This is a genomic window from Streptomyces globisporus (assembly GCF_003501885.1).
In the GTDB taxonomy this organism is placed as follows: Bacteria; Actinomycetota; Actinomycetes; order Streptomycetales; family Streptomycetaceae; genus Streptomyces; species Streptomyces globisporus_D.
The window spans coordinates 1-13,165 of record NZ_QWFA01000170.1 but is presented as its reverse complement, the minus strand read 5'-3'; the positions used below and the strand labels follow the sequence as shown (position 1 = coordinate 13,165).

Annotated in this window: 15 protein-coding genes; 7 read left to right on the top strand and 8 right to left on the bottom strand. The window is 71.5% G+C overall.

Features of this window, described 5'->3' with window-relative positions; genetic code table 11:
• Positions 1-56: 56 nt before the first annotated feature.
• The 4 genes from D3105_RS25945 to D3105_RS25925 all read right to left on the bottom strand — a co-directional run bounded on the left by D3105_RS25945 (position 57) and on the right by D3105_RS25925 (position 4,485).
• Positions 57-1,124 (bottom strand): FecCD family ABC transporter permease, encoded by a 1,068-nt coding sequence (locus D3105_RS25945; protein WP_118905434.1) that lies wholly within the window; start codon positions 1,122-1,124, stop codon positions 57-59.
• Entirely contained in the window at positions 1,121-2,158 is a 1,038-nt protein-coding gene (locus tag D3105_RS25940) for a FecCD family ABC transporter permease (RefSeq protein WP_118905433.1), read from the bottom strand. Before D3105_RS25940 ends, D3105_RS25945 begins: the two co-directional genes overlap by 4 nt.
• A gap of 50 nt (positions 2,159-2,208) precedes the next feature.
• On the bottom strand, positions 2,209-3,261 hold the full coding sequence (locus D3105_RS25935; RefSeq protein WP_118905432.1) for an iron-siderophore ABC transporter substrate-binding protein: 1,053 nt from the start codon (positions 3,259-3,261) through the stop codon (positions 2,209-2,211).
• A 1,026-nt stretch (positions 3,262-4,287) separates the two neighbouring features.
• Complete coding sequence (locus D3105_RS25925) at positions 4,288-4,485, bottom strand: hypothetical protein (protein WP_118905431.1); 198 nt, start codon at positions 4,483-4,485, stop codon at positions 4,288-4,290.
• A gap of 421 nt (positions 4,486-4,906) precedes the next feature.
• Between D3105_RS25925 and D3105_RS25920 the strand changes: the two genes are divergently transcribed.
• Together D3105_RS25920 and D3105_RS25915 are read left to right on the top strand one after the other, a co-directional pair.
• A complete protein-coding gene (locus D3105_RS25920; protein WP_118905437.1) occupies positions 4,907-5,218 on the top strand; it encodes a hypothetical protein in 312 nt (103 codons plus the stop codon).
• Positions 5,219-5,272: 54 nt separating this feature from the next.
• Complete coding sequence (locus D3105_RS25915) at positions 5,273-5,599, top strand: winged helix-turn-helix domain-containing protein (RefSeq protein WP_338104021.1); 327 nt, start codon at positions 5,273-5,275, stop codon at positions 5,597-5,599.
• A gap of 54 nt (positions 5,600-5,653) precedes the next feature.
• Here the strand turns inward: D3105_RS25915 and D3105_RS34705 are convergent, their stop codons facing one another.
• Positions 5,654-5,794: a hypothetical protein gene (locus D3105_RS34705; protein ID WP_165891083.1), complete on the bottom strand. Its 141-nt coding sequence runs from the start codon at positions 5,792-5,794 to the stop codon at positions 5,654-5,656.
• Between the two features lie 437 nt (positions 5,795-6,231).
• Here D3105_RS34705 and D3105_RS25910 point away from each other — a divergent pair, with 437 nt between their 5' ends.
• Entirely contained in the window at positions 6,232-6,561 is a 330-nt protein-coding gene (locus D3105_RS25910; protein WP_240647023.1) for a MarR family winged helix-turn-helix transcriptional regulator, read from the top strand.
• Here the strand turns inward: D3105_RS25910 and D3105_RS25905 are convergent.
• The gene (locus D3105_RS25905; RefSeq protein ID WP_118905429.1) at positions 6,549-7,514 is read right to left on the bottom strand and encodes a hypothetical protein; all 966 of its coding nucleotides are present in this window, start codon (positions 7,512-7,514) and stop codon (positions 6,549-6,551) included. The two genes, D3105_RS25910 and D3105_RS25905, sit on opposite strands and share 13 nt — an antisense overlap.
• Before the next feature lie 159 nt (positions 7,515-7,673).
• On the opposite strand from D3105_RS25905, the gene D3105_RS25900 reads away from it, so the two are divergent.
• Positions 7,674-7,892 carry a hypothetical protein gene (locus D3105_RS25900; protein ID WP_118905428.1) on the top strand — a complete coding sequence of 73 codons (219 nt, stop codon included), beginning with the start codon at positions 7,674-7,676 and terminating at the stop codon, positions 7,890-7,892.
• Positions 7,893-7,940: 48 nt separating this feature from the next.
• Here D3105_RS25900 and D3105_RS25895 read toward each other — a convergent pair whose 3' ends face one another.
• On the bottom strand, positions 7,941-8,756 hold the full coding sequence (locus D3105_RS25895; RefSeq protein ID WP_206272900.1) for a helix-turn-helix domain-containing protein: 816 nt from the start codon (positions 8,754-8,756) through the stop codon (positions 7,941-7,943).
• A gap of 115 nt (positions 8,757-8,871) precedes the next feature.
• Between D3105_RS25895 and D3105_RS25890 the strand changes: the two genes are divergently transcribed.
• Together D3105_RS25890 and D3105_RS25885 are read left to right on the top strand one after the other, a co-directional pair.
• Positions 8,872-9,306: a hypothetical protein gene (locus tag D3105_RS25890; protein ID WP_118905427.1), complete on the top strand. Its 435-nt coding sequence runs from the start codon at positions 8,872-8,874 to the stop codon at positions 9,304-9,306.
• A gap of 124 nt (positions 9,307-9,430) precedes the next feature.
• Positions 9,431-10,957, top strand: coding sequence for a cryptochrome/photolyase family protein (locus D3105_RS25885; protein ID WP_118905426.1), 1,527 nt, complete (start codon positions 9,431-9,433; stop codon positions 10,955-10,957).
• A gap of 17 nt (positions 10,958-10,974) precedes the next feature.
• On the opposite strand, the gene D3105_RS25880 is transcribed toward D3105_RS25885, so the two are convergent.
• The gene (locus D3105_RS25880) at positions 10,975-12,318 is read right to left on the bottom strand and encodes a PLP-dependent aminotransferase family protein (RefSeq protein ID WP_118905425.1); all 1,344 of its coding nucleotides are present in this window, start codon (positions 12,316-12,318) and stop codon (positions 10,975-10,977) included.
• A gap of 162 nt (positions 12,319-12,480) precedes the next feature.
• On the opposite strand from D3105_RS25880, the gene D3105_RS25875 reads away from it, so the two are divergent.
• Positions 12,481-13,128 (top strand): LysE family translocator, encoded by a 648-nt coding sequence (locus tag D3105_RS25875; protein ID WP_118905424.1) that lies wholly within the window; start codon positions 12,481-12,483, stop codon positions 13,126-13,128.
• Positions 13,129-13,165: the final 37 nt, after the last annotated feature.

The window sequence follows — 13,165 nt, the reverse complement described above, 5'->3', positions numbered from 1 at the left end:
GGGACAGCCCTGGCAGATCCCGGCCCCGCCTGCCCGCCCCTCGCTGCCCCCGCCCCTCAGAGCACGCCCTTGCGCCACTCCCGTACCAGCAGATAGCCCAGATACGCGCCGCCGATCGCCATCGTGTAGATCCCGACCGGCAGGTCGTCGAAAAGCGGCAGCTGCTGCGAGCAGAGGTCCGCGAGGACCAGCAGCAGACCGCCGGTCAGGGCGGAGAGCAGCAGGTGCGGGCCGGAGCCGCGGGTGAGGCGCCGGGCGATCTGGGGGGCGGTCAGGGCGATGAAGGCGATGGGGCCCGAGACGCTGACCGCGGCGGCCGAGAGGGCGATGGCCAGGAGCACGGCGAGGGTCTTGGCCTTCTTCGGCTCGGAGCCGAGCCCCTCGGCGATGTCGTCGCCCATCTCGCCGATGTCGAGCCGCCGCGAGATCAGAGCGGCGAGCGGGGCGGCGGCGGCCAGGACCAGCCAGACGGTCGTGGCGTCGGTCCAGGAGCGTGCGGTCAGGCTGCCGTTGACGTACGCAGTGAGGACGGACGCCTTGTCTCGCTCCAGGGCGTAGACGACGTACTGGGTGAGGGCCGCGCCCATCGCGGCCACCCCGATGCCCGCGATGACGAGCCGGGCGGGGTTGCGGAAGCCGGTGCCGGTGGAGACGTACACGAGGGCCATCGCGAGGAGGGCGCCGATGAGCGCGCCGACGGCGACCGGGACCGTGTCGGGGAACATCAGCGCGCAGCACGCGGCGCCCGCGCCGGCCCCGGCGGAGAGCCCGATGACGTCCGGGCTGCCGAGCGGGTTGCGGGTGACGGACTGGAACAGCGCGCCGGACAGGCCGAGCGCCGCGCCCACGCCGATGGCGACGGTGAGACGGGGCCCGCGCAGCCGGTTGAAGACGAACCGGTCCTTACCCTCGGCGCCCCCGACGAGGGCGGCGGGCAGGTCGGCGAGGTCGATGCCGAGGCGTCCCCAGGCCAGCGTCGCGACGGCGGCCGCGAGCAGGAGGACGAAGAGCCCGGCGCCCGCGAACACGGAGGCCCGGCGCATCGGTATCGCCACGGCGCTGCCGACGGTCAGATAGCCCCGGGGCGCCTTGCGGACGGGGGCGGTGCGGTCGGTGACGGTCATGAGGTGCCCCGCATCCTGCGTACGGCGATGAGCAGCGCGGGTGCGCCGATGAAGGCGGTGACGACGCCGACCATGAGTTCGGTGGGCCGCATGACGACCCGGCCCACCACGTCCGCGAGGAGCAGGAGGGTGGGGCCCATCAGGGCGGAGAAGAGGATCTGGGCGCGGAAGTCGACGCCGACCAGGGCCCGTACGACGTGCGGGACGGCGAGGCCGACGAAGGCGATCGGGCCGACGGCGGCGGTCGCGGCGGCGCTGAGCAGGGTGGCGGCGACCAGTCCGCCGCCCCGCGTGCGCCCGGGGTGCGAGCCGAGGGCGACGGCGGTCGCGTCGCCGAGGGCCAGGGCGTTGAGGCCGGGGCCGAGGGCGAGGGCGAGGAGGAAGCCGGTGGCGGCGAACGGCAGGACGGACCAGAAGACGTCGAAGTCCCGGCCGCCGAGCGCTCCGACGACCCAGTAGCGGTAGCTGTCGAAGACCTGCGGTTTGCTGAGGGTCACCGCCTGGATGAACGCCATCAGGACGGCGGTGAGCACCGCTCCGGCGAGCACCAGGCGCACCACGCTCGTTCCCGTACCGGCGGAGCCGATGACATGGAGGAGGACGCCCGCGATCAGCGCTCCGGGCAGCGCCCACCACATGGTGTCGGTGGCGCCGGAGGCCCCGAGCCAGGCGGTCGCGGCGACGATGCTCGCGGAGGCGCCGGCGTTGATGCCGAGGAGGCCCGGTTCGGCCAGCGGGTTGCGCGAGACGCCCTGCATGAGGGTGCCCGCGACCGCGAGGCAGACCCCGGCGAGGACGCCGAGGACGGTGCGGGGGTAGCGGCTCTCGATGATGGTGGTGATGTTGGGATCGGCGGTGCCGCGCAGGACGTCGAGGACATCGCCGAACGACGTGGAGCGGCTGCCGAACATGACGCTGGCGCAGAGCGCGAGTGCCAGCGCGGCCAGGCCGAGGAGCAGGAGGAACGCCGACCGAGCGGCGCCGGTACGGGAGGTACCCGCGCCGCTCGGGGGTGCGACCGTGGTGGTTGCCATGGGAGTGGAGTGTGCCTTGTGGGCTCGGCGGTCCGGATACCCGGCCGGGGTTACTTGCCGGCGGTCTCGACGGCCTTGTCGATGAGCGGCAGGTAGCGCTCGATCGTCCACGGCACGGTCAGCGGGTTGATGATCGAGGAGGCGGTGACGAAGGAGTTGTCGTTGCTCGCGACGACGGCGCCCTTCTTGATCGCGGGGATCTCGCCGTACAGCTTCTGGCCCTCGATCTCCTTGCGGTTCTTCTCGTCCGTGTAGAACGTGAAGACGAGGTCGCTGTCCTTGAGCTTCTCGGCGTTCTCCAGGCCGATGAGGGCCGAGTCGGTGCCGGGGGTCTCCTTGAAGCCGTTGACGACCGGGTCGACCTTCAGACCGAGCGAGGAGACCATCTTGACGCGCTGCTCCTCGGGCTTGAAGACGCCGAGGGTGCCGGGGCCGGAGTTGTAGATGTACGAGAAGGTGACGTCCTTGTAGTTCGGCCGGGTGGCCGCGGCGTCGGCGAGCTGCTTCTCGATCTTCGTCTTGAGACCGTTCGTGTCCTCGGTGCGGCCGAGCGCCTTGCCGATGATGTCGATCTGCTGGTCCCAGTCGGTGCTCCAGGCCTGGTCCGGGTAGGCGACCGTGGGGGCGATGTCCTTGAGGACGTCGTACTGCTTCTGCGTGATGCCCGACCAGGGGGCGAGGATGACGTCCGGCTCCAGCTCGGTGATCGCCTCGAAGTCGATCTCCTCGCCGCCCGTGAACTGCTTCGGGAGCTTGTCGCCGGACTTCTTGACGGCTTCGTTGATCCACGGCAGGTAGCCGGACTTGTCGCTGCCCCACGGGTAGCTCTCGATGCCGACCGGCGTCTGGCCGAGGGCTATCGCGGTCTCGGCGGAGCCCTGGCCGAGGGTGACGATACGTTCGGGCTTCTCCTCGATCTTCGCGGTGCCGAGCGAGCTCTTGATCGAGACGGGGAAGGCGCCGCCGCTCTTCGCCGAGCCCTTCGCGCCGTCCTTCTTGTCGCCGTCGCCGTCCGAGGAGCAGCCGACCAGGGCGACGGCGAGAGCGACGGTGGTGGCCGTGGCGGCGAGAGTGTGGCGGCGCACGCGGGTGAAGCCGAGCATGGAGGGTCCTCAGGTTGACCGAGCAATGAAGGTTAGGCAAGCCTAAGCCAGAGGGGTCGGTGGCTCAAACACACCCCTCTCTCACCACCGGTCACGGGCGCGGCCCTCGGGGGCCGTCACTCCGGCAGGAGCCCCGAACCGGGGGGGGGGACGGAAACAGAAGCGCGACATAATCTCGCAACATTTGATCTTGCTCAAGATGATTGACCGGCAGACGAAAAGTTCCTTGCGTCGAGCGTGGGGCAGCGCCTCGGAGCCTGCCCGACGGAGCGGGTTTCGCTCCGCGTACTCCCCTACAGGGCAACGCCGTTGCTCACCGACGGCATGACGGACCCACCTCGGAAGGAGCCCGTTCCGAGATGTCCACGACCCCTTCGACCGACGGCGGCCCGGGCCTCGCGCCCGGCCCCTCCTCACGTGGTTCCGGTCGCGGGCACCCCTGACTTTCCGGGGGCCGCAAGGGGCGACGTGGCGGCGTGGGCGTACAGCGGAACGCAGGACACCCGTGCGCGGATCGTTATGGTCGGCGCCCTGAACGGACGGACTTTCATGCCGGGGGCTCGGGACCGCTTGGCCCACCCCGCACCTGCATGACGAGAGGGAAGGCGCGGAGCTGCTCGGCATCCCGTACGAGACGGTGCTCCAGACGGCGCTGATCCCGCTCGCGCACACGATCGGCACGGATTTCCGGCCGGGGCCCGGGGTCGCGGCGCAAGAGATCGCGCACTGGGACACCCGGTAGCGGGCGGGCCCACACCTCATTCCGGAGGTGCCGCTCTGGCTCCGATCCGGTTCCGCGTCGCCATCGCGGCCTGAGCCCACCGCAGCCCCGGAGGCCACGGCGGCTCTCCGGGGCTGCGGAGTCGCTCGGGCATGAGCAACTGCACGCGAGTGATGGCAATTGTGGGTGGGGTGCACGAGAGGCCCCCGGCGGTATCTCCGGGGGCCTCTCGCGTGCCCGCCGGGCCCTCGGGGGCCGCGGCGGGGTCTCGTGCGCTCCGTGGTGCCACCGGAGGCCGGGACGACCTATGCGGCGGCAGGCGGCTCCTGGTCATCCGCCGAGGCCGGAAGGTCGGGCCGCTTGAAGCGCTGCCACGAGACGCGGATGCGTCCGGCCGACTCGATTACCTCAGGGACCTGATCCAGAAATCCCTTGACCACGTAGAGCAGCACTGAGGCCACGCCAGCGATGGCGAGAATGGTGATGATGGCGGTGTCGTCCACCGATCCTGACCTTCCCTGTCATGGGTCGGATCGGGTGCGCAGGCAGCCTCGATCCGAACCCTACGGTTCGGACCGAGACACCCGCGCTGACACACGAACGCGCAAATGTTCTCGGGACAGACTGAACTGGCACAGTCTGTTTGGAGCAGTGAAGCAGCGCTACGTCTTCTCGCTGAGACTTGGCGCGTGTCGGGCCGGGAAGGGCCCCGCAAGCCTACGAGTGCGTGGCGTCTGAAGTCAGCATTGCGCTGACCCTCTCCACGTCCAGATGCCATGCGACCTCTGGACGCTCTCATTCTAACGCAGACGGCCGGGGGCGGCATAGGTGCAACTGCACGACATCCAAGCCGGGTTGGGCGTGATCCGGCCATTACGGGCTATCAACGCACAGACCACTCATTCGGCACTTATGATGCGCGGCATGACTACACGGAAACCCAACGCCGCCTGTGTGTGCGGCAGTTACTCGTTTGAGGTCCCGGTGCACGAGGACGTCAGCGGCGACAAGGTGTGGCAACTCAAGGCCACCGGGTGCGTCGCGACGACCCAGAACAGGTTCGCGCCGGGGCACGACGCCAAGCTCAAATCGCTGATCATTCAAGCCGGAGCCGGCGGCCACCAGGTCCGTCGAATCGAACGTGACAGGGTGGTGGCCAAGGACGCGTTGCGGGTGGCCGCCGACCTCGGCTGGGAGAACCTCGTGCGGGATGCCATCGCCCGGGGGAGCAGCTAGGCCGGCTGGCATCACAGCTCGCCCGGTGCGCCCTCGCCCTTGCAGCGGCGGCACATGCACAAGGGCCACCGGGTGTCGATCGGCGACCCGTCCGGCATGGACTCGAACGCGGGGTCGTACGTGTACACCCCCATGGTCAACCCGGCCACAGCGACTCCTCGTCCTCCGAAGCCGTCGATCCGGCGGCAGGTGGCCGCGATCGTGGAGGCACGCCTGGCCGACGGGACCTATCCGCCGGGCAGCCGCGTGCCGGGCATCGTTGAGCTGAGCGCCGAGTTCAACATCGCCACGTCCACCGGGCAGAAGGCGTTGGCGCACCTGCGCACGACCGGCGTCGTCCGCACCGAGCTGGGCTTGGGCACCTTCGTCGCCGACAAGTAGCAGACCGACGTGCGCGGTGCCCCGGAGAGATGTCTCCGGGGCACCGGCGCGCGGTCAAAGCACGCTGAACGTAGACAGTGCGGCCAGGCAGGGAATCATGGAGCCGGCGAACGCACCGCCGCCACAGAGGACTGCATTACCGATCGATGCTCCTGAGGTGTGGTTGATCCAGGTCGCCACGATGGCGACGATCACGGAGATCAACCAACACGCAGGTGAGGATCACGAGCAGCTTGACACCGAGACAGTTTCGCTTCCGACTTTCCCGTTTCGGGTGGCGGTCGGGGCGTGCGGCACGGAGCTCTCGGCCCGACCACCACGTATACAGACGTGTGGTCCTGCTGAGGCCGTGCCGACGTTTGGGCTCTCGGTGCCTTTCCAAGGCTGACTTGGACTACTTCACCCTCTGGTGACGCTCAGATGCGGGAGCCGGACCTCCACCTCGGCGGGGCCGCCGTCCGTGCCGCGCAGCGGGAAGGCGACGCGATGACGGCCGGAGCCGCCGGGGTCCAGCGGCGGACCCCGTCGGGGACGACAGCCCGCGAGGCCGACGATCCAATGAACGTAGCAGCGAAATCATCTGTCGGTAAACAATCTGGAGAGCAAGTAGCTTGGGCCGGCCGCCGCAGGAGTTGAGCGCGCAGTTGCGCATCGACCGGAGCGTGATGGTCGGTTGCATCGACGGCCTGGAGGACTCCGGTCTCGTACGGCGCGAGCACCACCCCCGGGACCGCCGGGCCTATGCGGTGACGCTGACCCCGGAGGCGGAGCCCGCGCTGGCGGAGGCGGAGGGCGGCGTGCCGCGGCTGCTGGACCGGGCCTTCGGCGCCCTGACGGCCGCCGAGCGACGGACCCTGAGCCGGCTCGTGGGGCAAGATCCTCGACGTGAGCTGAGCCCGGTCGACCCCGGCGGAGCGCGTCGAGGCAGCCCGCCCCGGCGGGGCGGGCGTCAGTGCCCGTGATCGGCGGACTCCCCGCTCTCGGGCGCGGGCTTCTCGGGAGCCGCGCCCCCGGCGTGCACCGTGAAGGCGGCCGTCCGGACCTTCCCCTCGTGCCGGAAGTCGAGGAAGAGGCGGTAGGCCCCCTTGCTCGGGGCCGTCGCGGTGAAGGAGACCTCGGGCCCGGACTCCGTACGCCCGTCGCCCGGTTCACCGTTCGGGTGGACGTGGAGGTACGCCAGATCCCCGGCGCGCAGCGCGACGAGGTGGCCGTATGCGCCGAGGTAGGGCTGCAGGTCGGTGACCGGCTTGCCGTCCTTCTCGACCTCCAGCTTCAGTTCGCTGCCCGCCCCGGGGCGCAGCGCCCCGTCGAGGGTGACCTCGTACCCGTCGACCGTCACCGTCCGCTGGGCTGTCGGCAGCGGCTCGGGGCGCGCGTCGCCGGAGACGGCCAGGTCGGCGCCCAGGGTGACGCCCTCGGCGTCCTTCCCGTCCGGGGTGAAGTCGGCGAAGACCCGGTAGCCGCCGGCCTCGGGAAGCTCGACGGGGGCGGACCAGGTGCCGTCGGCGGCCCGCTCGGGGTGCAGGTGCCGGTAGGTGGTGAGGTCGCTCGACGCCACGATCAGGTGCAGCTCCTTGCCGTGCTCGCGGCTGAACGCGGTCACGTTGCGGGAGGTGTCGTCGTCCACGACGGCGAAGCGCAGCTCGGCGGGCTCGCCCGCCTCGACGCGCGGGGTGTCGAGGTCGAGGGTGAAGCCTCCCTCCGAGACCTGCAGCCCGCCGGGAAGCTGGGACGCCTCCCCCGCACTCTCCTCGGCCGCCGGGCGCTCCTTCTCGCCGTGATTTTGCCCGCTCTCCTGGTGGGACGGCCCCTTCGGCGGGGCCGCGGGATCCAGCGCGCCGCCCACCGCGTACGCCGACCCGAAGGTCGCCGCGAGCCCCGCGGCGAAGGCCGTGATCTTGAGACCGGTCTGCATGGCCCACTCCCTCGTCAAGGCCGCCGGATCGCGACCACTCACCGTCCAAGATACCCCCCAGGGGTATGACGTCAACCCGGGGCGATCTTGCGGGGCGATGCGGGTGGCACGAAGAATGAGGCCCGCCGGTCCGGCGCAGCACGGGGAAGCGGGGGATTCATGGGGGCGTTCGTCGCACTACTGGCAGGGATCGGCGCGGTGTCCGCGTGGTGTGCGGTGGTGCTGATCCGGCGCGGGCGTCGCGGGGCCACCGAGAACGCGGACGGGCTGTTGATCGAGCAGGCGGCCCGGCTGCGGGCCCAGCAGTTGCGGAGCGAGGGGCGGGACTTCCGGGCCCACCCGCACGGCAGGCCGGGCTCGGGGCCGCGCCGCCACTGACCCCCACCGCTACCGATCCCCGCCGCCCGGCCGGGTTCGGTCGCCCGGCTACCGCACCCCGCCGCCCAGCGCGGCCAGGGTGCGCAGCAGGGTGTCGGTCTGCTCGTCCATCGGGAAGAACGACTCCACCGCGAGTTCCGAGAGGGTCACGTCGGCGGGGGCCCCGAAGGTGGCGATCGTGCTGAAGAACGCCATGTCGCCGAGTGGGGTACGGATGCGCAGCGGGACGACGATGCCGGTCGGGTCCACCGGTCCGGGGTCGACGTCGAGGTCGGCCGGGACCGGGTAGGCGGAGACCTCCTCGTACAGCTCCCGCAGGTCGTCGTGGCCGGTGGTGTCCACCTGGTGCCGCAGCCGGCCCAGCGCGTGGGCGCGGACCTGGGCGAAGTTCAGGCACTGCGAGGCGAGCCCCTCCGGGTGGAGGATCAGCCGCATCACGTTGCCGCCCGCCTCCGTCAGATGCGGCGGTACGGTGCCGAGCAGCAGGGACATCGCGTCGTTGCGGTCGACGATGTTCCAGATCCGGTCGATCGCGGCGGCCGGGTAGGGCTCGTGTCCGGCCAGCATCGCCCGGATCGCCGAGCGGACCATGGTCATCCGGTCGCTGTCGAGCGGCGACTCCCGGTAGGCGGGGGCGTAACCGGCGGCCAGCAGCAGGCCGTTGCGGTCCCGCAGCGGGATGTCGAGGTGCTCGGCGAGCCGGAGCACCAGCTCGCGGCTCGGGCGGGCGCGGCCCGTCTCCACGCAGGAGAGATGGCGGGTGGAGGAGTCGGCCCGCAGGGCCAGGTCGAGCTGGCTGAGCCTGCGGCGGCGGCGCCACGACCGGAGCAACGGGCCTATCCGGGGCAGCTCTTGGGTCTCCATGATCCCACCGTATCGGTGGATCACCGCCGGGGCGTTCTTGACCTGGGAGGTCATGGAGTCCCGGCCCCCGCGCATGGCACGGTGGCGTCGACCCGCCGCACGAAGGAGATCCGAGATGACGTACACCCTCGCCCCGTCCGCAGCGACGGCCCCGGACCGGGACACCTCCCGCTTCCTCCGCCTGGTGCTGCGGGTGGACAGCGTGAGCACCGCCGTGATGGGCCTCGTGCTCGTCGCGGCCGCCGCGCCGCTCGGCTCGCTGACCGGGATGCCGGTGGCGTTCGCCGTCGCGTTCGGGATCTTCCAGCTGGGCGGAGCGGGCTGCCTCGCGCTGATCGCGGGCTACCCGGTGATCCCGCCCGCCCTGGCCAGGACCGTCGTGGCGGTCAACGCCGTGTGTGCGGTCGGGTGCGTGGTGATCGCCTTCGCCGACTTCGTCCCGCTCAACGGGGCCGGAGTGGTGTTCCTGCTGATCGGCGCGCTGATCGTGACGGTCTACACCGCGCTCCAGTACACGGGGCTGCGGCGGATGACCGCGGCGACGGCCTGAGCGGGCGTCGCCGAGCCCACCGGCGGCTGTACGCGCCGTACGCGGCGTGGCGTCGCGGGAGCCGTCCGCGCCCTCCCTAGCGTGTCGGAGGCGGAGACCTCCGACGGCAGGACAGACACACCTCATGGCACCACGCACCCACTGGCTCTTCGGGGACCAGCTCGGCCCCCATTTCCTGGACCCGCGCCACGGCGGCCCGGACGCCCACGCCCCGCTCCTGATGATCGAGGCACGGGCCGTCCTGCGCCGGCGCCGTTTCCACCGGGCCAAGGCCCATCTCGTCCTCTCCGCGATGCGGCACCGGGCGGCCGAACTGGGCGACCGGGTCCGCTATGTCAAGGCACGGACCTACGCCGAAGGGCTGGCGGAGGCGGGTTTCGGCGGCGGGGGTGGCGGGGACGGCCGTCTGACGGTCTGCCACCCGACCTCCCGTGCGGCACTGCACTTCGTGACCGCCCGGGACAGCGTCGACGTGCTTCCGGCCCGGGGCTTTCTGCTGGCGCAGGAGGAGTTCGGGGCGTGGGCCGAGGAGCACGGCGGCGACCGGCTGCGGATGGAGGGCTTCTACCGATGGATGCGCCGGGAGCACGAGTTGCTCATGGACGGCGACGAACCGGCCGGCGGAACGTGGAACCTCGACCATGACAACCGCGAACCGCCGCCCCGGGGCGTGAAGACCTTGGACGTCCCCGCGCCCTACCGCCCGCGCGAGGACGAGATCGACGACGAGGTGCGTCGCGACCTCGACCGCTGGGAGCGGGACGGCGAGGTCACGTTCGTCGGCCGCGACGGCCCCCGCCGCTTCCCCGTCACCCGGCGGGAGGCGCTGGCCGCGCTCCGGCGCTTCGTCGCCCACCGCCTCGGCGACTTCGGGCGGTACGAGGACGCCATGCTCGCGGCCGACCCCGTGATGAGCCACAGCCTGCTGTCCGTCCCCCTCAACCTGGGGCTCCTGGACCCCGCCGAGTGCGTGGAGCGGGCCGAGCAGGCGTGGCGCTCGGGCGAGGCGCCGCTCAACAGCGTCGAGGGTTTCGTCCGGCAGATCGCGGGCTGGCGGGAGTACGTGTGGCACCTGTACTGGCACTTCGGCGAGGAGTACCGGCACCGCAACGCGCTGCGCCATCGGGCTCCGCTGCCCGACTGGTTCCTCGACCTGGACGCCGACGCGGTCACCGCGAACTGTCTGTCCACCGTGCTGGCCCAGGTCCGCGACACCGGCTGGACGCACCACATCCCGCGGCTGATGGTGCTGGGCAGCCGAGCCCTCCAGGACGGCTGGGAGCCGGCCGCCGTGACCGACTGGTTCCACCGGTGCTTCGTCGACGGCTACGACTGGGTGATGCTGCCCAATGTCGTCGGCATGTCGCAGTACGCGGACGGCGGCCGGATGACGACCAAGCCGTACACCTCCGGCGGCGCCTACATCAACAAGATGAGCGACCTGTGCGCCCCCTGCTCCTACCGCCCGACCGACCGCACCGGCGAGCACGCCTGCCCGTACACGGCGGGCTACTGGGCCTTCCTCCACCGCCACCGCGAGTCCCTGAGCTCCAACCACCGGATGGCCAGGGCGGTCAAGGGCCTGGACCGGCTGAAGGACCTCGACGGGCTCCTGGAGGAGATCATGGAGCGCGGCGACCGGGCGCCCTGAGGCCGGGGGGCCGGTGCTCAGCCCTCGGCCAGGTCGTCCGGTGCTGACCGGGCGAGACCGGCGAGGGTCGCGAGGGTCCGGGAGAGCACCTCCTTGGTGGGGGACGCCAGGCCGAGGCGGATCGCGTGCGGACCGCGGGGACGGCCGGCGGAGAACGCGGCGGCCGGGGTCACCGCGATGGAGTGCCGCGCGGCGGCGGCGACGAAGGTGTCCGAGCGCCAGGGGGCGGGCAGCTCCCACCAGAGGTGGTACGAGGACGGGTCGCTGCGGGTGCGGAAGTCGCCGAGGTGCCGGCGCGCGATCTCCTGACGCGCCCCGGCCTCCCGCTGTTTGGCCCGTACGAGCGTGGCGACGACCCCGTCCTCCTGCCACCGCACCATCGCCTCCAGGGGGAACCGCATGGGCATCCACCCGCCGGAGCGCACGGCCGCCGTGACCCGGCCCTCCAGCACGGCGGGGGCCACGGCGAACCCGAGGGACAGCCCCGGGGAGAGCCGCTTGGAGAGGCTGTCGACGAGGACGGTGTGCTCGGGGGCCCGCGCGGCGAGGGACGGCAGGCCGTCCCGGAGGAAGGCCCAGACGGCGTCCTCGATCGCGTGGATCCCCGATGTCAGCAGCACATCGGCCAGGTGGTCGAGCCGCCGCGCGGGCATGGTCAGCGACAGCGGGTTGTGCAGGACCGGCTGTACGTAGACGGCGTGCAGCGGTTCGGCGCGGTGGGCCTCCTCCACCGCCTCGGGGATCAGCCCGTCCTCGTCCATGGCCAGCGGTACGAGGGTGACGCCGAGCCGGGCGGCGATGGCCTTCAGCACCGGATAGGTGTACTCCTCGACGCCCAGCCGGGCCCCCGGCCGGGTCAGGGCGGCGACGGCGGCGGAGACGGCCTGCCGGCCGTTCCCGGCGAACAGGACGCGTCCTGGATCGGGCCGCCCGCCGCCCCGCACCAGGAGGTCGGCGGCCGCCTCGCGGGCGGCGGGCGTACCGGCGGGCCCGACCGGGCGGAGCACCGACTCCAAATCGTCGGAGCGGACCAGCTTCTCCAGGCCGGCGGCGAGCAGCCCGGCCTGTTCGGGGACGACGGGGTGGTTGAGCTCCAGGTCCACGCGGTGGGCGGCGGGCTCCGAGAGGGCCGGGGCCGGAACGGGAGCACCGGGCGCGGCCGCGACGAACGTGCCGCGGCCGACGTGGCCGACGGTGAGACCCCGGCGGGCCAGCTCCTGGTAGACGCGGGAGGCGGTGGAGTCGGCGATGGCGTGGAGCCGGGCGAAATCCCGCTGCGGAGGCAGGCGTTCCCCGGGGCCGAGCCGGCCGGACGCGATCTCCTCCGCCACGGCGTCCGCGACGGACCGGAAGTCCTTCACGGGCCTCACCTCCTTGGTCGGCCACATCGAAACACATCATTGCACCGAGTGCAATGTCCGCTATTGAACCGAGCTGAAGGGTGAACCTAGACTCGCATTGCACCGAGCCGCGCGGCCGGGACCGGACCATGGACCGAGGCATGAGCAGAGCGGCGGACAAGCATGGTTGAGCTGAGCGGAGTGCTGGGCGTCGCGATGATCGCCCTGGGCATGGTGCTCACCCCGGGGCCGAACATGATCTATCTCGTCTCCCGGAGCATCACCCAGGGGCGACGCGCGGGGGTGGTCTCCCTCGGCGGTGTGGCCGTGGGGTTCCTGGTCTATCTGGTGGCCACGAATCTCGGCCTGTCGGTGGTCTTCCTCGCGGTGCCCGAGCTGTACGTGGCGGTGAAACTGGCCGGGGCCGGCTATCTGGCCTATCTGGCCTGGACCGCCCTGAGGCCCGGGGGCGTCTCCGTCTTCGCACCGAAGGAGATGCCGCACGACTCGGCGCGCAGGCTGTTCACGATGGGCCTGATGACGAATCTGCTCAACCCGAAGATCGCCATCATGTATCTCTCCCTCATCCCGCAGTTCGTCAGCCTGGAGGCGGGAAACGTCCTCCTCCAGGGCTTTGTGCTCGGCTCCGTCCAGATCGTGGTGGCCCTCACCGTCAACCTGGGCATCGTCCTCGCGGCGGGGGCGATCGCCGTCTTCCTCGCCCGGCGCCCTTCCTGGCTCCGCGCCCAGCGCTATCTGATGGGAACCGCTCTGGGCCTTCTCGCGGTGTCGGTCGCGACGGACACCTCGGCACCGGCGGCCTCGGGCTGAACGACCGTCCGGGGTCGGAAAGTCGTCGGGGGGGGGC

Excerpts from the sequence above, each read along its gene's own strand:
- D3105_RS25885 (WP_118905426.1), top strand. The coding sequence starts at position 9,431 with ATGGCACCACGCACCCACTGGCTCTTCGGGGACCAGCTCGGCCCCCAT.
- D3105_RS25890 (WP_118905427.1), top strand. The coding sequence starts at position 8,872 with ATGACGTACACCCTCGCCCCGTCCGCAGCGACGGCCCCGGACCGGGAC.
- D3105_RS25905 (WP_118905429.1), bottom strand. The coding sequence starts at position 7,514 with ATGCAGACCGGTCTCAAGATCACGGCCTTCGCCGCGGGGCTCGCGGCG.
- D3105_RS25920 (WP_118905437.1), top strand. The coding sequence starts at position 4,907 with ATGACTACACGGAAACCCAACGCCGCCTGTGTGTGCGGCAGTTACTCG.
- D3105_RS25895 (WP_206272900.1), bottom strand. The coding sequence starts at position 8,756 with ATGGAGACCCAAGAGCTGCCCCGGATAGGCCCGTTGCTCCGGTCGTGG.
- D3105_RS25935 (WP_118905432.1), bottom strand. The coding sequence starts at position 3,261 with ATGCTCGGCTTCACCCGCGTGCGCCGCCACACTCTCGCCGCCACGGCC.
- D3105_RS25945 (WP_118905434.1), bottom strand. The coding sequence starts at position 1,124 with ATGACCGTCACCGACCGCACCGCCCCCGTCCGCAAGGCGCCCCGGGGC.
- D3105_RS25875 (WP_118905424.1), top strand. The coding sequence starts at position 12,481 with ATGGTTGAGCTGAGCGGAGTGCTGGGCGTCGCGATGATCGCCCTGGGC.
- D3105_RS25940 (WP_118905433.1), bottom strand. The coding sequence starts at position 2,158 with ATGGCAACCACCACGGTCGCACCCCCGAGCGGCGCGGGTACCTCCCGT.
- D3105_RS25915 (WP_338104021.1), top strand. The coding sequence starts at position 5,273 with ATGCACAAGGGCCACCGGGTGTCGATCGGCGACCCGTCCGGCATGGAC.
- D3105_RS25900 (WP_118905428.1), top strand. The coding sequence starts at position 7,674 with ATGGGGGCGTTCGTCGCACTACTGGCAGGGATCGGCGCGGTGTCCGCG.